Raw genomic sequence first — 18,373 nt, forward strand, 5'->3', positions numbered from 1 at the left:
TCAAATAGTGAACCTACTGACGAGTCACGTAATGCGCCCGAAACCCTCACACCCCCTACCAGCGAGAATGTCCGGAAAAGTAAGTAAACATTCAGTAATGAAATCTGTGCATAGGCCTATGAATAGCCCTACTGTGTGGCAACTCTCCAGAGCTGCTCCGCCTGCCGGGGCCCCCACACACAGAGAGAATTCCCATGGTCTCCACCAACCAGGTATCCCCGCCGGGACAGAGCACCGGCTCCGGGTCCGGTACCACCCACCGGACGCTCCGCCGGAACGTCGGTCTCATCGGCCTCATGTGGGCCTCGGTCGGCTCGATCATCGGCTCGGGCTGGCTGTTCGGCGCCAAGAACGCCGTCACCGCCGCAGGCCCGGCCGCGATCATCTCCTGGGGCATCGGCGCCGTCGCGATCGTCCTGCTGGCGTTCGTGCACGCCGAACTCGGCGGGCTCTTCCCGGTCTCGGGCGGCACCGCGCGCTACCCGCACTACGCCTTCGGCGGCCTCGCCGGCATGTCCTTCGGCTGGTTCTCCTGGCTCCAGGCCGCCACCGTCGCCCCGATCGAGGTCGAGGCGATGATCGGCTACGCCAAGCACTGGTCCTTCGCCGACGGCCTCCAAAACGCCAACGGCACCCTCACCACCAGCGGCTTCGTCGTCGCGACCGCCCTGATGGCGGTGTTCGTCGCGGTCAACTTCCTCGGCGTACGGGTCCTTGCGCGTACGAACAGCGTGGCGACCTGGCTGAAGATCTTCGTCCCGCTTTTCACGATCTTCGTCCTCGCGATCACCAGCTTCCACAGCTCGAACTTCACCTCGCACGGCTTCGCGCCGTTCGGCGCCAAGGGCGTGCTCGCCGCGATCAGCACCAGCGGCATCATCTTCGCGCTGCTCGGCTTCGAGCAGGCCATCCAGATCGCCGGTGAGAGCCGCAACCCCCGCCGCGACATCCCCCGCGCCGTGCTCGGGTCGGTCGCCATCGGCACCCTGATCTACACCCTGCTCCAGGTCGTCTTCATCGGCGCCCTGCCGGTCAGCGCCTTCGCCAACGGCTGGGCCAAGCTCGACTTCCCCGGCATCGACGGCCCCTTCGCGGGCCTGGCCACCCTGGTCGGCCTCGGCTGGCTGTCCTGGGTGCTGTACATGGACGCCATCATCTCCCCCGGTGGCACCGGCCTGATCTACACCACCGCCACCTCGCGCATCTCCTACGGCCTGAGCCGCAACGGCTACGCCCCGCAGAAGTTCGAGCGCCTGGACAAGAACGGCGTGCCGTGGTTCGGCCTGATCATCTCCTTCGTCACCGGCGTCGTCTGCTTCCTGCCCTTCCCCAGCTGGCAGGAGCTGGTCGGCTTCATCACCTCCGCCAGCGTGCTGATGTACGCCGGCGCCCCGCTGGCCTTCGGTGCCCTGCGCCGCCGGCTGCCCGACCGTGAGCGCTCCTACCGCCTCCCGGCGGGCGGGGTCGTCTCGCCGGCCGCGTTCGTGGTCGCCAGCCTCATCATCTACTGGTCCGGCTGGCAGACCCTGTCCCGCCTGGGCATCGCCATCGTGCTCGGCTACGTCCTGCTCGGCAGCTACGCGGCCTACGCGATCAAGAAGGGCCTGCCGAACGCCCCGCGCCTGAACTGGAAGGCCGCGCAGTGGCTGCCGGTCTACCTGATCGGCCTGGGCCTGGTCTCCTGGCAGGGCGGTTTCGGGGACGGCACCGGCCGGATCCCGATGTGGTACGACATGGGCATCGTCGCGGTCTTCGCGCTCGGCATCTACTACTGGGCGATCCGCGTCGCCCTGCCGGCCGAGGAGATCGAGCGCGAGGTCGCCGACGTGGAGGTGGTCGACGCGGGCGGTCACTGATCCGCGGGGCGGGGCTGACTCCCCGCTCCCGATCGGCCGCTCCCGGCCCCGGGGCCCCACCACACGGCCCCGGCCGCCGGAACCCGGCCACGAGATCCTGACCGAACGCCCCTGAACAACCCGAGCCTTACGCACCCCAACGGCGGGCCCGCCGGTCGAGCAGCGACCGACGGGCCCGTCCGTGTGCGGCATCCGTGCCCGCCGGAGGCCGTGCGCATCAGGCCGTGCGCATCAGGCGTGCACGTCATCCGTGCGCGTCACCTTCGCCCGTCAGAGGTCGAGCACGGCCTTCAGCGCCGCCGCCACCGCCGCCTGCGGATCGTCGACCGCGCCTGGCGAGCGCCACGCGACGAAGCCGTCCGGGCGCACCAGCACCGCGCCGTCCGGGCCGATGCCGTGCAGCTCGGCGAAGTCCGTGCCCGGCTCCGGCGCCAGGTCGTCCTCCGCGTCGTCGCCGATCCGGTACGCGTCCATCGGGACGGCCAGCGCGTCCGCCGCCCGCCGGGCGCCCGCGCGCCAGGCCTCGCCGTCCGGCCCGGTGAGCAGCACCATCGCCTGCTCGTACAGGTCCAGCGTGGACAGCCGGACGCCCGCGCACACCAGCCACTGGTGCGGCGCGCGGCTGCCGGGCTCGCCGGCCGACTCGAACTTCTCCGGGACGACCTCGCCCGCCGGGTCCGCCCCGGCCACCGCGCCCCGCGGGTAGCGGTAGCCCAGCGCCACCGCCAGCACCCCGGCCTGCCGCCCGACGCCCGGCACGACCGCGTACCCGGGGTGGCTGTGCTCGGCCGAGCGGGCCGAGGCGCGCTCGCCGGTCACCCGCGCCACCGGCCGCCGCTCCCGCCCGTACGTCTCCAGCAGGCCGGGCCCGGCCCAGCCGCACAGCACGGCGGCCAGCTTCCAGGCCAGGTTGTGCGCGTCCTGGATGCCGGTGTTGGAGCCGAACGCGCCGGTCGGCGACATCTCGTGCGCCGAGTCCCCGGCGAGGAAGACCCGCCCGGTGCCGTAGCTCTCGGCGACCCGCTCGGCCGCGTGCCACGGCGCCCTGCCGGTCACCTCGACGTCCAGCTCCGGCATGCCGACGGCGGTGCGGATGTGCCGCTCGCACCGCTCGTCGGTGAACGCCTCCAGCGGCTCGCCGTGCTCGGGGTGCCACGGCGCGTGGAAGACCCACTCCTCCCGGTTGTCCACCGGCAGCAGCGCGCCGTCCGCCTCCGGGTTGGTGAGGTAGCAGGCGATGAAGTGCCGGTCGCCGACGGCCTCGGCCAGCCGCTTGGCCCGGAAGGTGATGCTGACGTTGTGGAACAGCTCGCCCTTGCCGGTCTGCCCGATGCCCAGCCGCTCGCGGACCGGGCTGCGCGGGCCGTCCGCCGCCACCAGGTACTCCGAGCGCACCACCCGCTCCTCGCCGGTCTCCCGGCTGCGCAGCACCGAGGTGACGCCGTCGGCGTCCTGCTCGAAGGAGACCAGCTCGGTGCCGAAGCGGATGTCGCCGCCGAGGTCGCGGGCCGCGCGCAGCAGCACCGGCTCCAGGTCGTTCTGGCTGCACAGGCACCACGAGCTGGGGCTGAAGGCGGCCAGCCGCCCGCCCGGGTCGATCTCCCGGAACAGCCACTCCTGCTCCTCGCCGGTCAGCGAGGGCGCCTGGAGGATGCCGTGGTTCGGGGCCAGCACCGAGGCCGCCTCGCGGATCGCCGGCTCGATCCCGGCCACCCGGTACAGCTCCATGGTGCGGACGTTGTTGCCTCGGCCACGCGGGTGACGCGAGGTGTCGGTGTGCTTCTCGACCACGAGGTGTCTGACCCCCAGTCGGCCGAGGAAGAGCGAGGCCGACAGCCCGACCAGCGAGCCGCCCACGATCAGGACCGGCACCCGGTCGTCTACCTTCGGATTCATCAATTGCTCCACCCTGTACGGGGATTCCGCGGCCCGGCACGTGGGCCCGGCGCCGCCCTCGAAGGGGCCCGCAGCGGCGGCCGCCCCGGTCTTCCATCCCCCGCCGGAGCCGGCTTGTGCCGCCCCTTCGCCCGGATGGCCCGCAAATCTCGCGCGCCCCCGGACGCGCCGCGCACGATCGACCTCAGGCCTGGCGCCGACGGCCCGGGCCGACCGCCATCGCACCGCCCTCCCCCGGGCCGGGAGCGCCCTGCCGGACGCGGCCGGAGTACGGCCCGCAGCGTGCGGCCCAGAGCAGAAAGTGGATCATGACAACTCTGTCCGAACCGCAGGCGCCGCAGCACGCCGAGTCCGAGACCCGGCTGCGGGTCGTCCTGATGCTGGAGATCCAGGACGGCGCGCAGCAGCGCTTCCTGGACGTCTACGAGCAGCTGCGCCACCAGGTGGCCGCGGTGCCCGGCCACGTCAGCGACCAGCTGTGCCAGTCGATCAACGACCCCCGGCAGTGGCTGATCACCAGCGAGTGGGAGGACCAGGACACGTTCCTGCAGTGGGTCGACAGCGACGCCCACCGGGAGATGGTCAAGCCCATGCACGGCTGCGTCAGCGACAACTTCCGCTCGATGCGCTACGTCGTCCTGCGCGAGACCTCCGCCGCCGGCGGCGCCACCGGCACCCGGGCCCCGGTGGAGGTGCCGCCGGGCCTGCCGCGCAGCGAGCCCGTCGGCCACGTCGGCCCGCCCAAGGCCGAGCCCGGCCCCGACGGGGTCGTCCGCCACGCGCTGACCTTCACGGTCAAGCCCGGCAGCGAGCCCGAGGTGGCCCGGATCCTGGCCGGCTACACCTCCCCCAAGGCCGACGTGGACGAGCACACCCGGCTGCGCCGCACCTCGCTGTTCATGCACGGCAACCGGGTCGTGCGGGCCGTCGAGGTGACCGGCAGCCTCGGCGACGCGCTGCGCCACGTCGCGATGCAGCCCGAGGTGCGGGCCGTCGAGGAGGCCATCAACCCGTACCTGGAGGAGGCCCGGCAGCTCGGCGACCCGCAGTCCGCGCGCGCCTTCTTCGCCCGCGCCGCGCTGCCGGCCAAGGAGCAGGCGATCGCCACCGCGCCGTCGTCCGGGCGGCTGCACCGGCACGCCGTGCTCTACCCGGTCCGCCCGGGCTCCGGCACGGCCGTCACCGAGCTGCTGGCCGGCCACGACGACCTCGCCACCGCCGACCCGACCGGCCCGGTCGCGGCGAGCACCGTGTTCCAGCGCGACGACGTCGTCGTGCGCCTGGTGGACCTGCGGGTGCCCGCCGAGGCCGACCCGGGCGCCGCGCTCGGCGTGGCCGGCGACGCGGAGGCCGCGGCGCTCGCCCGGCTGCTCGACCTCGGCGCGGAGTGCGACCTGCGCACCGTCGCCGGCCTGCGCGCGTTCCTCGCCGCCCGCGGCATGACCCCGATCACCGACCGCAGCTCACAGTCGAACTGACGATCCGTCACATTCCCGGAGGAAACACCATGTCCACGCAGTACCCACGGATCGTCCACGTCGACGAGGCTCCGGAGAACCGCCGCCACGGCGCCGAGCTGCGCACCATGCTCACCCCGACCACCTGCGGGGCGACCAGCGGCTTCATGGGCCTGGCCATCGTCAAGCCCGGGGAGCGGATCGCCGAGCACTACCACCCGTACTCCGAGGAGTTCGTGTTCGTCGTCTCCGGCGACCTGGAGGTGGACCTGGACGGCGAGACCCGCGCCCTCAAGCCCGACCACGGCCTGATGATCCCGATCAACATGCGCCACCGCTTCCGCAACGTCGGCACCACCGAGGCCCGGATGGTCTTCCACCTCGGGCCGCTCGCCCCGCGCCCCGACCTCGGCCACGTGAGCACCGAGGAGCACGCGGGCACCGACGGGTCCGCCGCGTCCGGCCCGCCGGAACACGCCAAGGTGGCCTCGTGACCCGGCGGGTCGCCGTCACCGGGATCGGCGTGGTGGCGCCCGGCGGGGTCGGGGTCCCGGCCTTCTGGGACCTCCTCACCTCCGGCCGCACCGCCACCCGGGGCATCACGCTCTTCGACCCCACCGGGTTCCGCTCCCGGATCGCCGCCGAGTGCGACTTCGACCCGGCGGCGCACGGGCTCGGCCCCGAGGACGTCCAACGGGCCGACCGCTACGTGCAGTTCGCGATGGTGGCGGCCGGCGAGGCGGTCGCCGACGCGGGCCTGGACCTCGCCGCCGAGGACCCGTGGCGGATCGCCGTCTCGCTCGGCACCGCCGTCGGCGGCACCACCCGGCTGGAGCACGACTACGCCCTGGTCAGCTCGGCCGGCGCCCGCTGGGACGTCGACCACCGGCAGGCCGAGCCCCAGCTGCACCGGGCGTTCGCGCCCAGCACGCTGGCCTCCGCGGTGGCCGAACGGATCGGCGCGCACGGCCCGGTGCAGACCGTCTCCACCGGCTGCACCTCCGGCCTGGACGCGATCGGCTACGGCTTCCGGGCCGTCGAGGAGGGACGCGCCGACATCTGCGTCGCCGGCGCCTCCGACTCCCCGATCTCGCCGATCACCGTCGCGTGCTTCGACGCCATCAAGGCCACCAGCGAGCGCAACGACGACCCGGCGCACGCCTCCCGCCCCTTCGACGCCCACCGGGACGGCTTCGTCCTCGGCGAGGGCGGCGCCGTCCTGGTGCTGGAGGAGCTGGAGCACGCCCGCCGCCGCGGCGCCCGCGTCTACGGCGAGGTCGGCGGCTTCGCCACCTACGGCAACGCCTACCACATGACCGGCCTCACCCAGGAGGGGCTGGAGATGTCCCGGGCGATCGACGACGCGCTCGCCCACGCCCGGGTGAACACCACCGACGTCGACTACGTCAACGCGCACGGCTCGGGCACCAAGCAGAACGACCGGCACGAGACCGCCGCCGTCAAGCGCTCGCTCGGCCGGCACGCCTACGGAACGCCGATGAGCTCGATCAAGTCGATGGTCGGGCACTCGCTCGGCGCGATCGGCGCCATCGAGGTCGTCGCCTGCACGCTGGCGCTCGCCCACGGCGTCGTGCCGCCGACCGCCAACTACGAGACTCCCGACCCGGAGTGCGACCTCGACTACGTGCCGCGCACCGCGCGCGAGCTGCCGCTGAGCCACATCCTCTCGGTCGGCAGCGGATTCGGCGGATTCCAGTCCGCCGTCGTGCTCAAAAGAACGGGGTGAGATCCATGACGTCACGTCAGCAGGGCCGCCGGGCGGTGGTCACCGGCATCGGCGTGGTGGCACCGAACGGTGTCGGGGCCGACGCCTTCTGGAAGGCCACCAGGCAGGGCGTGAGCGTCCTCGACCGGATATCCCGCGAGGGCTGCACCGCGCTGCCGCTGCGCGTCGCCGGACAGGTGCGGGACTTCGACCCGCAGGCCGTGATCGACAGCCGCTACCTGGTGCAGACCGACCGCTTCACGCACTACGCGATGGCCGCCGCCGACCTGGCCGTGGCCGACGCCCGCTTCACACCGGACCCGGAACAGCCCTACGCCGTCGGCGTGGTGACCGCGGCCGGCTCCGGCGGCGGCGAGTTCGGCCAGCGCGAGCTCCAGCAGCTCTGGGGCCAGGGGCCCCGGTTCGTCGGCCCCTACCAGTCCATCGCCTGGTTCTACGCGGCCAGCACCGGACAGATCTCCATCCGCGGCGGCTACAAGGGCCCCTGCGGGGTCGTCGCCAGCGACGAGGCCGGCGGCCTGGACGCGCTCGCCCACGCCGCCCGCTCGATCGAGCACGGCGCCGACGCGGTGGTGGCCGGCGCGGCCGAGGCCCCGCTCGCCCCGTACTCGATGGTCTGCCAGCTCGGCTACCCCGAGCTCAGCCTCGCCGAGCAGCCCGACCGGGCCTACCTGCCGTTCACCGCGCAGGCCTGCGGCTTCTCCCCCGCCGAGGGCGGCGCGATGCTGCTGCTGGAGGACGAGCGGACCGCGCGTCGTCGCGGGGCCGCCGTCCGCGCCCACCTGGCCGGGCACGGCGCCACCTTCACCGGCGCCTCCCGGTGGGAGGAGTCCCGCGAGGGCCTGGCCGCCGCGATCCGGATAGCCCTGGACGAGGCCCGGATCGCACCCGAGGAGGTCGACGTGGTCTTCGCGGACGCACTCGGCGTCCCGGCCGCCGACCGGGCCGAGGCCCTCGCCCTCGCCGACGCCCTGGGCCCGGCCGCCGAACGCGTCCCGGTCACCGCGCCCAAGACCGGCACCGGCCGCGCCTACTGCGGCGCCCCGCTGCTGGACGTCGCCGCCGCCGTCCTCGCCATGGAGGACGGCGTCCTCCCGCCCACCCCCAACGTCACCGAGGTCTGCCACGACCTCGCCCTGGTGACCGGCCGCGCCCGGCCGGCCGAGCTGCGCACCGCACTGGTGCTCAGCCGCGGGCTGATGGGCTCCAACTCCGCGCTGGTGCTCCGGCGCGGTGAGCGGCCCTGAACCACCCCGTTCTGAGAAGGGACACCCCGTGAGCAACACCCTCAGTTACCCCGAACTGGCCGCCCTGCTCCAGGCGCGGGCCGGCGTCACCGTCGAACCCGGCGAACTGGAGCGCCCCGGCTCCTACTTCGACGACTTCGGCGTCGACTCGCTCGGCCTGCTCGGCGTCGTCGGCGAGCTGGAGAACCGGCACGGCCTCAAGGTCACCTCGGGCGCCGAGTCCGCCAAGACCCCGGCCGAGTTCGTGCAGCTCGTCAACGCCTCCCTCGCGACGAAGGCCGGTGCCTGACATGCCCGGACACACCGACAACGAGATCGTCATCGCCGCTCCGCTCGACCTGGTCTGGGAGATGACCAACGACCTGGAGAACTGGCCGGAGCTGTTCAGCGAGTACGCCTCCGTCGACGTCCTGGAGCGCGACGGCGACAGCGTCCGCTTCCGGCTCACCATGCACCCGGACGAGAACGGCCAGGTGTGGAGCTGGGTCTCCGAGCGCACCACCGACAAGTCCTCGCTCGCGGTGCGCGCCCGCCGGGTCGAGCCCGGCCCGTTCGAGTTCATGGAGATCCGCTGGGAGTACGCCGAGGTCCCGGCCGGGACGAGGATGCGCTGGATCCAGGACTTCGCGATGAAGCCCACCGCCCCGGTGGACGACGACGGCATGGTCAACCACATCAACAAGAACTCCCGGATCCAGATGCAGCTGATCCGCGAGAAGGTCGAGCTGCGGGCCGGGGAGAGGTGAGCGGCGTGCACCGCGCTCTGATCGTCGCCCGGATGAAGCCGGAGGCGGCCCCCGACATCGCCGAGGTGTTCGCCGAGTCCGACCGCGGCGACCTGCCGCACCTGATCGGCGTCACCGGCCGCAGCCTCTTCCAGTTCGGCGACGTCTACCTGCACCTCATCGAGGCCGACCGCCCGCCGGGCCCGGCCGTCGCCAAGGTCGTCGGGCACCCGGAGTTCCGGACCGTCAGCGACCGCCTCACCGCCTACGTCCAGGCGTACGACCCCGCCACCTGGCGCGAGCCCAAGGACGCGATGGCGCGCGAGTTCTACCGCTGGGACCGCTGAGCTCCGCAGCGCCCCCGCGACCCTTTGGGCCCGCCCCCGGCCACCCGCCGGGGGCGGGCCCACGCGTGCCCGGAGCCGCCCTCGCGCACCGACGGCCCGTGGCCGCCGTAACCCCCGTTCACCCGGATCGCCCGCGCACCCGGGTGAACACGCCCGGGAGTCCATCCGAAAGGCGCACCGGGCGCGCGGGCCCCGCACGCCTCCGGTGGCAGGCGTCGGCACGGTGGTTGACGGTGGATCAGGCGCGCATTCCCCGCGAGTCCCCTTGCCCGGCAACCCCGCCGGGCGTCGCGGGCCGGCGCGCCGGAAGGATCATCCTCATGCGTTCTGCACGCACGCTGCTCGCCGGGGCGGCCGTCGCCGCCGTCCTGACCGTCGGCACCCCCATGGCCTTCGCGGACGGATCCGCCGACCAGGGCAAGAACCTCACCTGGCAGGAGAAGCAGCCCGACAAGGGCACCGGCTCCGACAAGGGCACCGGCTCCGACGAGCACAAGGGCACGAGCGACCACAAGGGCTCCTCCTCCACCGAGGAGCACAAGGGCTCTGAAGAGCACAAGGGCAACGACGCCTACGGCGACAAGGGCGAGGAGCACAAGGCCCCGCACGGCGGCGTGCACACCGGCGGCGGCGGGCTGTCCCTGTCCGGCGGCGGTCTGGCCTCGGGCGCGGTCCTGCTGCTCGGCGGGATCGGCGCGGGCGCCCTCGCGCTGCGCCGCGGCCGCCGCACGGCCGGCGCCGTCGCCTGACCCCCGCCGCCGCCCCTGGGCGCCGCCCCGCCACCGCGGGGGGCGCACGGGGGCGGCGGGCCGTCCCGCGGGCGCCGTCCCGCGGACGCCGTTTCCGGAAAGGTGGGCCTCGGTGCTTCCCGTCCCAGGTACGTCCCGGCTGCTGCGCGTCGGCATGAGCGCGGCGGCGGTCGGCGTGCTGCTGATGTACAACTCGGTGGACTCCCGGACTGCCGACGAGTCCTCGTCCGCCGAGGCCGCTCCCCCGACCGCGACCGCGCCGGCCGCGCCCGGCCCGTCGGCACCGGCACCGGCCGCGGCCGCCAAGCCGGGCCCGACGGCCGCCGCGGGCGCACCAGCCGCCGCGGGCGCACCGGCGCTGAAGCGGTCCAAGCCGGCCCGGCTGCGGATCCCGCAGATCGCCGTGGACGCCCCCTTCACCGAGCTGACGCTCGGTCCGGCGGGCCAGCTCAACGCCCCGCCGCCGGACGACAAGAACCTGGTCGGCTGGTACAACGGCGGCGTGACCCCGGGCGAGCGCGGCAGCGCCGTCGTCGCCGGCCACGTCGACACCACCAAGGGCCCGGCGGTGTTCCTGCTGCTGAGCCTGCTCCTGCCGGGCAACAAGGTCGAGGTGGCGCGCGCGGACGGCACCGTCGCGGTGTTCTCGGTGGACTCCGTCGAGACCTTCGCCAAGAACGCCTTCCCCGACCAGAAGGTGTACGGGAAGACGCCGGACGCGCAGCTGCGGCTGATCACGTGCGGCGGCGTGTACGACAAGAAGCGGCGGGACTACCTCGACAACGTGGTCGTGTTCGCGCACCTGGAGTCGTCGCACCGGGCCTGAACGCCGAACGGCCGCTGCTCCCCGGCGAGTCGGGGAGCAGCGGCCGTTTCGCGCGGTGGGCGGCGCGGTGGGCGGCTCAGCCGCGGACGGTGGCCTCGAAGGCGTGCAGGTAGGGGTTGACCGAGCGGACGTCGGACACCGCCAGACCGGCCTCCTCCATCAGCCGGACGAGGCTGTCCTTGGAGTGCTTGGCGCCGCCGACGTTGAGCAGCAGCATCAGGTCCATCGCGGTGGTGAAGCGCATCGACGGGCTGTCGTCGACGAGGTTCTCGACGACGACGACGCGCGCGCCCGGCCGGGCCACGGCCACGACGTTGCCGAGGGTGCGGCGGGTGCTCTCGTCGTCCCACTCCAGGATGTTCTTGATGATGTAGAGGTCGGCGCGGACGGGGATGTCCTTGCGGCAGTCCCCGGGCACCAGGCGGGCCCGCGCGGAGAACGCGCCGCCGTCCTGGAGCCGCGCGTCCGCCCCGGCCACCACCTTGGGCAGGTCGAGCAGGGTGCCGTGCAGCGCCGGGTGCTTCTCCAGCAGGCTGGCGAGCACGTGGCCCTGGCCGCCGCCGATGTCCGCCACCGAGTCGACGCCGGTGAGGTCCAGGTACTCGGCGAAGTCCCGGGCGGACTGCCGGCTGGAGGTGGTCATCGCCTTGTCGAAGACCTTCGCCGAGTCGTGCGCGTCGCTGTGCAGGTAGTCGAAGAACTCCTTGCCGAACAGCTCGGGGAAGACGTTGCGGCCCGAGCGCACCGCCTCGTCCAGCTTCGGCCAGGCCTCCCAGGTCCACGGCTCGGTGCACCACAGGGAGATGTAGCGCAGCGAGTTGGGGGCGTCCTCGCGCAGCAGGCGGGACATCTCGGTGTGCTCGAAGCGCTCCTCGCCGGGCACGGTGGCCGCGGTGGTCGCGCCGGGCTCGCCGGTCGCGGTCGTCGCGGTGGTCTCGGCGAAGATGCCGTAGCAGGTGAGCGCGCGCAGCAGGCGGCGCAGCGGGCGGGGTTCGGTGTCGAGCGCGGCGGCGAGCTCGGTGACGGTCATCGGGGTGTCGCCGAGCGCGTCGGCGACGCCGAGCCGGGCGGCGGCCCGGACGGCCGCGGCGCAGGCGGCGCCGAAGACGAGCTCGCGCAGGCGCATCGCGGCCTGGGGGCTGGTGTGGGCGGGTGCGGTGGTCATGGGCGGTCCTTACGGGTGGAAGCGGCGGTGTCAGCAGCGGCCGGAGGGCTCGGAGACGGCGCAGGTGTTGCGGGCGAAGGTGTTGCCGGTGCCGGTGTCGCGGTCGGCGAGGTCCGCGGGGCCGTTGCCGCTCAGCGTGTTGCCGGTGACGGTCGCACGGGTGTTGGGGATGCCGACGACGCTCTTGAACAGGACGATGCCGCCGGAGAAGTCCGTGCGGCCGGCGTTGTCGTGGACCTCGTTGTCGGTGACCCGGGTGTCCTCGGTGCCGGTGAGCACGATGCCGGCGCCCTGGATGGCGCCGAGGCGGGGATTGGCGGGGCAGAACTTGTTGTTGGCGACCACCCGGTTCTTCCTGACGTCGAGGTCCCCGGCCCGGGGCACGCCCTCGTCGCCGACCACGAAGACCCCGCTGCAGTTGCCGGTGATCTCGTTGCCCTGGACGGTCAGCACGCGCAGCCGGCGGACGGTGACGCCGACCCGGTTGCCGGAGAGCTCGTTGCCTTCGACGCGGGTGCCCCCGGTGTCGGGCGCGCCGCCCTCGCGGTAGGCGTAGTTGGCGAGGAAGACGCCGGACTGGCCGTTGTCGGTCGCGCGGTTGCCGAGGATGACGGCCCTGGTGGAGATCTCCTGGCTGATGCCCTGCTGGCCGTTGTCGTGGACGTAGGTGGCGCGGACGGTCAGGCCGGTGGTGCCGCTGGCGTCGATGCCGTTCTTGGCGAAGCCGGTGACGGCGAGGGCCTCGATGGTGACGTCGGGCAGCGGGGCCGCCTCGGTGCCGTCCACGCAGACGCCGTGGCCGGCGGCGGCGCACGCGTTCTCGGTGCCGTCGCCGCGCACGATCACGCTGGCCGGGCCGGCGCCGCGCAGGGTGAGGCCGGGGGTGGTGATCCGGACGCTGCCGCGGTACGTGCCGGGCAGGACCTGCACGGTGTCGCCGGGCCGGGCGGCGTCGACGGCCTGCTGGATCGATTCGCCCGGGTGGACGAGGAGCAGGGCGCCTCCGTCCGCGTGGGCGGGGGTGACGGCGAGGACGGTGGTCAGGGCGGTGGTCAGGGAGCAGACCGCGGCGGTGGCCGCGGCGAGGTGGTGGACCCGACGCGTGGGCATGTGTGGTGACCTGTTTTCTTCCTCCGCGCAAGGTCCGGGCCGTGGGCGCGGGGCGGTTCTCACGCGGTGTGGGGGGCTCGTGACAGCCGGTGGGGATGACCGAACCGACGCTATGGGCGCCCGGGTGGGCCCGCCACCAGGGCTGGGCTGCGGGACTGACGGGGCGTCGGCCGGGCGGGCGAACGCCGTCCCCGGGGTGGACGGGGCCCGTTTTCGGGACACGCCCGGCCGCGTGGCATGCTCGGGGCCGTGAACAGCACCGCTCTCGTACCGCCCGCCGCCACCGCCCGCAACCCGATCGGCGCCCACGTGCCGGTCGCCGCCCGCGGGCTGGCCGGGACCGGCCTCGCGTACGCGCGGCGGGTCGGCGCCGAGACGGTCCAGGTGTTCGTGGCCAACCCGCGCGGCTGGGCCACGCCCCCGGGCAACCCCGCGCAGGACGAGGAGTTCCGCGCCGCCTGTGCCGAGCAGGGCGTCCCGGCCTGGGTGCACGCGCCCTACCTGATCAACTTCGGCTCGGACAACCCCGCGACGAGGGAGCGCTCCGCCGTCTCGCTGCGCCACTCGCTGCTGCGCGGGCGCGCGATCGGCGCCCTCGGCGTCGTCCTGCACACCGGCTCCGCCGTCGGCACCGCGCCCGGCGGCGGATCCCGCCGGGCCGAGGCGATGGCCCAGGTGCGGGCGGACGTCCGGCCGCTGCTGGACGAGCTCGACGCGCTCGGCGACGACGCGCCCTGGCTGCTCCTGGAGCCGACGGCCGGTCAGGGCAGCTCGCTCTGCTCCCGCATGGAGGACCTGGCCGAGTACGTCGAGGCGCTGGAGGGCCACCCGAAGGTCGGCGTCTGCCTCGACACCTGCCACGCCTTCGCGGCCGGGCACGACCTCGCCGCGCCGGGCGGCGTCACCGCGGCGCTGGACGCGCTGGTCGCGGCCGCCGGTCCCGGCCGGCTGCGGCTGATCCACGCCAACGACTCCGAGGACGTCGTCGGCGCGCGCAAGGACCGGCACGCCAACATCGGTGCGGGGATGATCGGCGCGGAGCCGTTCCGCGAGCTGTTCGAGCACCCGGCGACGGCCGGCGTGCCGCTGGTCGTCGAGACGCCCGACCGCAAGCACGGCGGGGACGGCACCGGGCACGCGATGGACATCACCGCCCTCAAGGAACTGCGCGAGCGGGCCGCCGTCCGCGTGTAGCCGACCCGGGCGTGGCCGCCGTCCGGGTGCAGCCGCCGTCCGGGTGCGGCCGGGCCGGGCATGGTCGACCCGGGTGCCGTAGCGGGGCCCCGCTCGGGCTGCCGGTCCGTACCGGCGGTGCGAGGCTGGATCGACATCACCGCCACCGGCCCCTGGGGGTCCCGCCATGACCGCGTCCCGACCGACCGCGCGGACCGCCGCGACGACGATCGCGACCCGGCTCGCCGCGCTGCCGTGCGGCCGCCGCGGCAAGTGGGTGGTGCTGGCGGTCTGGCTGATCCTGCTGGTCGCCACCGGCCCGCTGGCCGGGAAGCTCATGGGCGCCGAGGACAACCAGGCGTCCAGCTGGCTGCCCGGCAACGCCGAGTCGACGAAGGTGCTGAACGAGCAGCGCGCCTTCCAGCCGATCGAGACCGCCCAGGCCGTCGTCGTCTACGACCGCCCCGGCGGCCTCACCCCCGCCGACCGCGCCCAGGGTGCGCGGGACGCGGTCACGTTCGCGACCGCCCCGCACGTCCTCGGGCCGGTCGTCGGACCGGTGGTCTCCGGCGACGGACAGGCCATGCAGACGATCGTCCCGATCGACGTCGGCACCAACGGCTGGAACGACCTGCGCCCCGCCGTCGACAGCCTGCGCGCCACCGCCGCCGCCGACAGCCACGGCATGACCACCCACGTCACCGGCCCGGCCGGGGTCGGCGCCGACCAGGCCAAGGCGTTCGCCGGCATCGACAGCTCCCTGCTCGCCGCCACCGTCAGCGTCGTGATCATCCTGCTGCTGCTCACCTACCGCAGCCCGGTGCTCTGGACCCTCCCGCTGATCTCCGCCGCCGGCGCGCTCGTCGTCTCCGAGGCCGTCATCTACCTGCTGGCCAAGCACGCCGGACTCACCGTCAACGCGCAGAGCGCCGGCATCCTGGTCGTCCTCGTCCTCGGCGCGGGCACCGACTACGCCCTCCTGCTCACCGCCCGCTACCGCGAGGAGCTGCGCCGCCACGAGGACCGCCACGAGGCGATGGCGTTCGCCCTGCACCGGGCCGGGCCCGCCATCCTGGCGTCCTCGGCGACGGTCGTCGCGTCCATGCTGTGCCTGCTGATCGCCGAGATGAACTCCACCCGCGGCCTCGGACCCGTGTGCGCCATCGGGGTGCTGGTCGCGCTGACGGCCATGCTCACGCTGCTGCCCGCACTGCTGGTGATCATGGGACGGTGGGTGTTCTGGCCGGTCAGGCCCGCCTACGGCACGGCCGAGCCGACGAAGACGGGCCGCTGGGCGCACATCGGCGCGTGGATCGCCCGCCGCCCGCGCAAGGTCTGGGTCGGGACGGCGCTCGCCCTCGCGGCCTGCTGCGCGGGGCTGGTGTCCCTCAACGCCAACGGGCTCGGCACGGCCGCCTCGTTCACCGGCACACCGGACTCCGTCGTCGGCCAGCAGGTGCTGGAGCAGCACTTCCCGGGCGGCACGGGCTCACCCCTCACCGTCATCTCGACGGCGGCGGACGCCGGCGCCGTACGGGCCGCCGCGCAGTCGACGCCCGGCGTCGCCGGGACGTCCGTGCCCGTGACGCACGCCGGGCAGGCCCTCTTCCAGGCCACGCTCACGGACCCGCCGGACAGCCAGGCGGCGAAGGACACCGTGGACCGGGTCCGCACCGCCGTCCACGCCGTCCCGGGCGCCGACGCCAAGGTCGGCGGCAACACCGCGGTGATCCTCGACGCCGGGCGGGCCGCCGGCAACGACAACCGGGCGATCATCCCGCTCGTCCTCGGCGTCGTCCTGGTGATCCTGGCGCTGCTGCTGCGGGCCGTCACCGCGCCGCTCGTGCTGATCGCGACCGTCGTGCTCTCGTACGCGGCGGCGCTGGGCATCAGCGTGCTCTTCTTCGAGCACGTCTTCGGGTTCCAGGGCGAGGACAACGCGTTCCCGCTGTTCGTCTTCGTCTTCCTGGTCGCCCTGGGCATCGACTACAACATCTTCCTGATGACGCGCGTCCGCGAGGAGTCCGCCCACCGCGGCACCCGCCAGGGGGCGGTCGCGGGCCTCGCCGCCACCGGCGGCGTCATCACCTCGGCGGGGCTGATCCTCGCCAGCACCTTCGCCGTGCTCGGCACCCTGCCCGTCGTGGGCCTGGCCGAGATCGGCTTCGCCGTCGCGCTCGGCGTGCTCATCGACACCCTGGTGGTGCGGTCGGTGCTGGTCACCGCGCTCACCGTCGACCTCGGCCGGCACATCTGGTGGCCGAGCCCGCTCTCCCGGCCGGCCGACGTCCGGCAGATGGAGCCGAGCGGACACGCGTGAGCCCGGGGAGCGCCGAACACTCCCCGGGCCCACGGCCGGATCAGCTGGATCAGCAGTCCCCGATGCAGGCGTCCTCGCTGTGCTCGTGGACGTTGAGCCAGTTGGCGTGCGGGCCGAAGAGGCCGACGCCGGCCGAACCCGACTCCAGGCTCTGGCCGGACGACGAGTCCGACGCGTGCCAGTGCGCCATCGCCGGCGCCGGCGCCGCGAAGGCGGCGGCACCCGTCACGGCCGCGATCACGGCGAACTTGCGGATGTTTCCACGAAGCGACATCAGATGTCCTTTGGGTGGTCTCTGGTCTCTGGCATGAAGGCGCGCCCGGGGCCGGCCACACGCACACCCGGCCGCCCCGCGGGCACCAGCACAGATTTGCACACGAACCCGCACGAACCCGCCCACGCCGCAACCCCGCTGAGACAACCGGGTGACCGATCTCCCTCGCCCGGGTGAAGGCGGACCGCCGGGCCTCACCCGAACGGCCGTCAGTGCTGCCGGGTGGGCGCGAGGGAGAAGTCGGCGAACTCGACGTGCTGCGCGCTCGCCGGGCCCCACGTGGTGTCGTGGCCGCCGTAGAAGGTGGAGAAGAGCACGCCGGAGAACGGGATCCCGGCAATGCCCTTGGCCACGCCCGGCGCCGCGTACACCTGCTCGGCGTCGTACCAGACCGTGACGTCACCGGTGCCGCGGTCCACCAGCTGCTCGACGGTGTGCCACCGGCCGTCCGCCTGGAAGCGCCAGTCGCCCAGGCCCTCGTCGACGCCGTAACCCGTCGGGCCGGCACTGGTCGGCGTGTAGAGGTAGACCTCGCCGTTGTCCGGCACGCCCTTGGCGCCGCGCCACATGTACCGCGTCGACCACCCGTCACCGTGGTTCCCGCCCGACTCCGCGCCGATCCGGCCGCCGTAGAGCCCGGGCAGCTTGCCGGCCCTGCCCCAGTCGCGCCCGACGGGGAACTTGACGGCGTACCGGAGGTCGAGGGTCGTCCCGTCGGCGAGGCCGGACAGGCCGAGCGCGTCGAGGCTGGTGTAGAACTGCCCGCCCCCGGGATTCGGGCAGTCGGCGCACTGGTTCGCGGACGAGCCCGCCCCGTACGCGACTTGGAGCGCCGACCCGCCGCCGCCCGGCACCGACGGATCGTCGACGGCACTCAAGTCGGCGCCGCCCCAGGCCCCTTGGTCGGCCACACCCCACGCACGCCGCCACTGGTCCGTCCCGTACCCGCGGAAGTCCCCCTTCCAGGACCCCGCCGCGGCAACGGCGTTCGACGGCGCGGCCGGCTTCGACCGGGCGCGGGCCGGCGCGGCGGAGCACCCGGAGACGGCGGCCAGCACGAGGGCGCTCAGAACGACTGCGGCGGTGGTGCGCTTCACGGGACTCCTCGGTCCGGGGATCGGCCAACCGCCCGATCATGCCGGACGGCGCGGCGGCGGGCGCCACTCGGACGGGTCCGGTCGGCGGGCGGGGGGTGGGGGTTGTGACTACGGTGCGGTGCGAGGGGGTCACCGAGCGAGAGGCGAGTGGGTTTCATGGCCGGCAAGTTCGAGCTGTACACCGACGAGACCGGGATGCACCGGTTCCGGCTCAAGGCGAGCAACGGGTCGATCGTCGTGACGAGCGACCCGCAGGAGAGCCGGGACGACTGCATCCGGAGCATCGAGTCGATCCGCAAGCTCGCGCCGTACGCGGAGCTCAAGGAGGCGGCCGCCGGATAGCGGACCCCCGTGTGCGGGTCGGCGGTGCAAATCGCCGACCCG

General features: G+C 73.8%; 18 protein-coding genes. 13 read left to right on the top strand and 5 right to left on the bottom strand.

Annotated elements, in window-relative coordinates; genetic code table 11:
- Positions 1-194: 194 nt before the first annotated feature.
- Positions 195-1,856 (top strand): APC family permease, encoded by a 1,662-nt coding sequence (locus ACFVSN_RS27070; protein ID WP_380447719.1) that lies wholly within the window; start codon positions 195-197, stop codon positions 1,854-1,856.
- Between the two features lie 270 nt (positions 1,857-2,126).
- On the opposite strand, the gene ACFVSN_RS27075 is transcribed toward ACFVSN_RS27070, so the two are convergent.
- Positions 2,127-3,752: an FAD-dependent oxidoreductase gene (locus ACFVSN_RS27075; protein WP_387956708.1), complete on the bottom strand. Its 1,626-nt coding sequence runs from the start codon at positions 3,750-3,752 to the stop codon at positions 2,127-2,129.
- A gap of 308 nt (positions 3,753-4,060) precedes the next feature.
- On the opposite strand from ACFVSN_RS27075, the gene ACFVSN_RS27080 reads away from it, so the two are divergent.
- The 9 genes from ACFVSN_RS27080 to ACFVSN_RS27120 all read left to right on the top strand — a co-directional run bounded on the left by ACFVSN_RS27080 (position 4,061) and on the right by ACFVSN_RS27120 (position 10,850).
- Positions 4,061-5,230 (top strand): SchA/CurD-like domain-containing protein, encoded by a 1,170-nt coding sequence (locus ACFVSN_RS27080; RefSeq protein WP_380447715.1) that lies wholly within the window; start codon positions 4,061-4,063, stop codon positions 5,228-5,230.
- Positions 5,231-5,259: 29 nt separating this feature from the next.
- The gene (locus ACFVSN_RS27085; protein WP_380447713.1) at positions 5,260-5,703 is read left to right on the top strand and encodes a cupin domain-containing protein; all 444 of its coding nucleotides are present in this window, start codon (positions 5,260-5,262) and stop codon (positions 5,701-5,703) included.
- Positions 5,700-6,956, top strand: coding sequence for a beta-ketoacyl-[acyl-carrier-protein] synthase family protein (locus tag ACFVSN_RS27090; protein ID WP_380447711.1), 1,257 nt, complete (start codon positions 5,700-5,702; stop codon positions 6,954-6,956). The genes ACFVSN_RS27085 and ACFVSN_RS27090 overlap by 4 nt, the downstream gene beginning before the upstream one ends.
- Positions 6,957-6,961: 5 nt before the next feature.
- Positions 6,962-8,203 (top strand): beta-ketoacyl synthase N-terminal-like domain-containing protein, encoded by a 1,242-nt coding sequence (locus tag ACFVSN_RS27095; RefSeq protein ID WP_380447709.1) that lies wholly within the window; start codon positions 6,962-6,964, stop codon positions 8,201-8,203.
- 28 nt (positions 8,204-8,231) lie between these two features.
- A complete protein-coding gene (locus ACFVSN_RS27100) occupies positions 8,232-8,492 on the top strand; it encodes an acyl carrier protein (RefSeq protein ID WP_387590913.1) in 261 nt (86 codons plus the stop codon).
- A gap of 1 nt (position 8,493) precedes the next feature.
- Complete coding sequence (locus tag ACFVSN_RS27105; RefSeq protein WP_380447704.1) at positions 8,494-8,949, top strand: SRPBCC family protein; 456 nt, start codon at positions 8,494-8,496, stop codon at positions 8,947-8,949.
- Between the two features lie 5 nt (positions 8,950-8,954).
- Positions 8,955-9,275, top strand: coding sequence for a TcmI family type II polyketide cyclase (locus ACFVSN_RS27110; RefSeq protein WP_380447702.1), 321 nt, complete (start codon positions 8,955-8,957; stop codon positions 9,273-9,275).
- 320 nt (positions 9,276-9,595) lie between these two features.
- Entirely contained in the window at positions 9,596-10,024 is a 429-nt protein-coding gene (locus tag ACFVSN_RS27115; protein WP_387956709.1) for a hypothetical protein, read from the top strand.
- A gap of 112 nt (positions 10,025-10,136) precedes the next feature.
- Entirely contained in the window at positions 10,137-10,850 is a 714-nt protein-coding gene (locus ACFVSN_RS27120) for a class F sortase (RefSeq protein WP_387956710.1), read from the top strand.
- 76 nt (positions 10,851-10,926) lie between these two features.
- Here ACFVSN_RS27120 and ACFVSN_RS27125 read toward each other — a convergent pair whose 3' ends face one another.
- On the bottom strand, positions 10,927-12,015 hold the full coding sequence (locus ACFVSN_RS27125) for a methyltransferase (protein ID WP_387956711.1): 1,089 nt from the start codon (positions 12,013-12,015) through the stop codon (positions 10,927-10,929).
- A gap of 30 nt (positions 12,016-12,045) precedes the next feature.
- The gene (locus ACFVSN_RS27130; protein ID WP_387956712.1) at positions 12,046-13,125 is read right to left on the bottom strand and encodes a nitrous oxide reductase family maturation protein NosD; all 1,080 of its coding nucleotides are present in this window, start codon (positions 13,123-13,125) and stop codon (positions 12,046-12,048) included.
- Positions 13,126-13,374: 249 nt separating this feature from the next.
- On the opposite strand from ACFVSN_RS27130, the gene ACFVSN_RS27135 reads away from it, so the two are divergent.
- Positions 13,375-14,319, top strand: a complete 945-nt coding sequence (locus ACFVSN_RS27135; RefSeq protein ID WP_387956713.1) for a deoxyribonuclease IV — start codon at positions 13,375-13,377, stop codon at positions 14,317-14,319.
- A 166-nt stretch (positions 14,320-14,485) separates the two neighbouring features.
- A complete protein-coding gene (locus ACFVSN_RS27140; RefSeq protein WP_387956714.1) occupies positions 14,486-16,618 on the top strand; it encodes an MMPL family transporter in 2,133 nt (710 codons plus the stop codon).
- Between the two features lie 49 nt (positions 16,619-16,667).
- On the opposite strand, the gene ACFVSN_RS27145 is transcribed toward ACFVSN_RS27140, so the two are convergent.
- Together ACFVSN_RS27145 and ACFVSN_RS27150 are read right to left on the bottom strand one after the other, a co-directional pair.
- Entirely contained in the window at positions 16,668-16,892 is a 225-nt protein-coding gene (locus tag ACFVSN_RS27145) for a hypothetical protein (protein WP_359959138.1), read from the bottom strand.
- Between the two features lie 209 nt (positions 16,893-17,101).
- Positions 17,102-17,989, bottom strand: coding sequence for a polysaccharide lyase (locus tag ACFVSN_RS27150; RefSeq protein ID WP_387956715.1), 888 nt, complete (start codon positions 17,987-17,989; stop codon positions 17,102-17,104).
- Between the two features lie 156 nt (positions 17,990-18,145).
- Here ACFVSN_RS27150 and ACFVSN_RS27155 point away from each other — a divergent pair, with 156 nt between their 5' ends.
- Entirely contained in the window at positions 18,146-18,331 is a 186-nt protein-coding gene (locus ACFVSN_RS27155) for a YegP family protein (protein WP_380445528.1), read from the top strand.
- Positions 18,332-18,373 lie beyond the last annotated feature (42 nt).

Origin of the sequence: Kitasatospora sp. NPDC057904 (genome assembly GCF_042887925.1) — a bacterium.
Classification (GTDB): Bacteria; Actinomycetota; Actinomycetes; order Streptomycetales; family Streptomycetaceae; genus Kitasatospora.

Bases quoted from the DNA above. Each gene is read 5' to 3' on its own strand.
- ACFVSN_RS27070 (WP_380447719.1), top strand. From the start codon at position 195: ATGGTCTCCACCAACCAGGTATCCCCGCCGGGACAGAGCACCGGCTCC.
- ACFVSN_RS27075 (WP_387956708.1), bottom strand. From the start codon at position 3,752: ATGAATCCGAAGGTAGACGACCGGGTGCCGGTCCTGATCGTGGGCGGC.
- ACFVSN_RS27080 (WP_380447715.1), top strand. From the start codon at position 4,061: ATGACAACTCTGTCCGAACCGCAGGCGCCGCAGCACGCCGAGTCCGAG.
- ACFVSN_RS27085 (WP_380447713.1), top strand. From the start codon at position 5,260: ATGTCCACGCAGTACCCACGGATCGTCCACGTCGACGAGGCTCCGGAG.
- ACFVSN_RS27095 (WP_380447709.1), top strand. From the start codon at position 6,962: ATGACGTCACGTCAGCAGGGCCGCCGGGCGGTGGTCACCGGCATCGGC.
- ACFVSN_RS27105 (WP_380447704.1), top strand. From the start codon at position 8,494: ATGCCCGGACACACCGACAACGAGATCGTCATCGCCGCTCCGCTCGAC.
- ACFVSN_RS27115 (WP_387956709.1), top strand. From the start codon at position 9,596: ATGCGTTCTGCACGCACGCTGCTCGCCGGGGCGGCCGTCGCCGCCGTC.
- ACFVSN_RS27125 (WP_387956711.1), bottom strand. From the start codon at position 12,015: ATGACCACCGCACCCGCCCACACCAGCCCCCAGGCCGCGATGCGCCTG.
- ACFVSN_RS27130 (WP_387956712.1), bottom strand. From the start codon at position 13,125: ATGCCCACGCGTCGGGTCCACCACCTCGCCGCGGCCACCGCCGCGGTC.
- ACFVSN_RS27140 (WP_387956714.1), top strand. From the start codon at position 14,486: ATGACCGCGTCCCGACCGACCGCGCGGACCGCCGCGACGACGATCGCG.
- ACFVSN_RS27145 (WP_359959138.1), bottom strand. From the start codon at position 16,892: ATGTCGCTTCGTGGAAACATCCGCAAGTTCGCCGTGATCGCGGCCGTG.
- ACFVSN_RS27155 (WP_380445528.1), top strand. From the start codon at position 18,146: ATGGCCGGCAAGTTCGAGCTGTACACCGACGAGACCGGGATGCACCGG.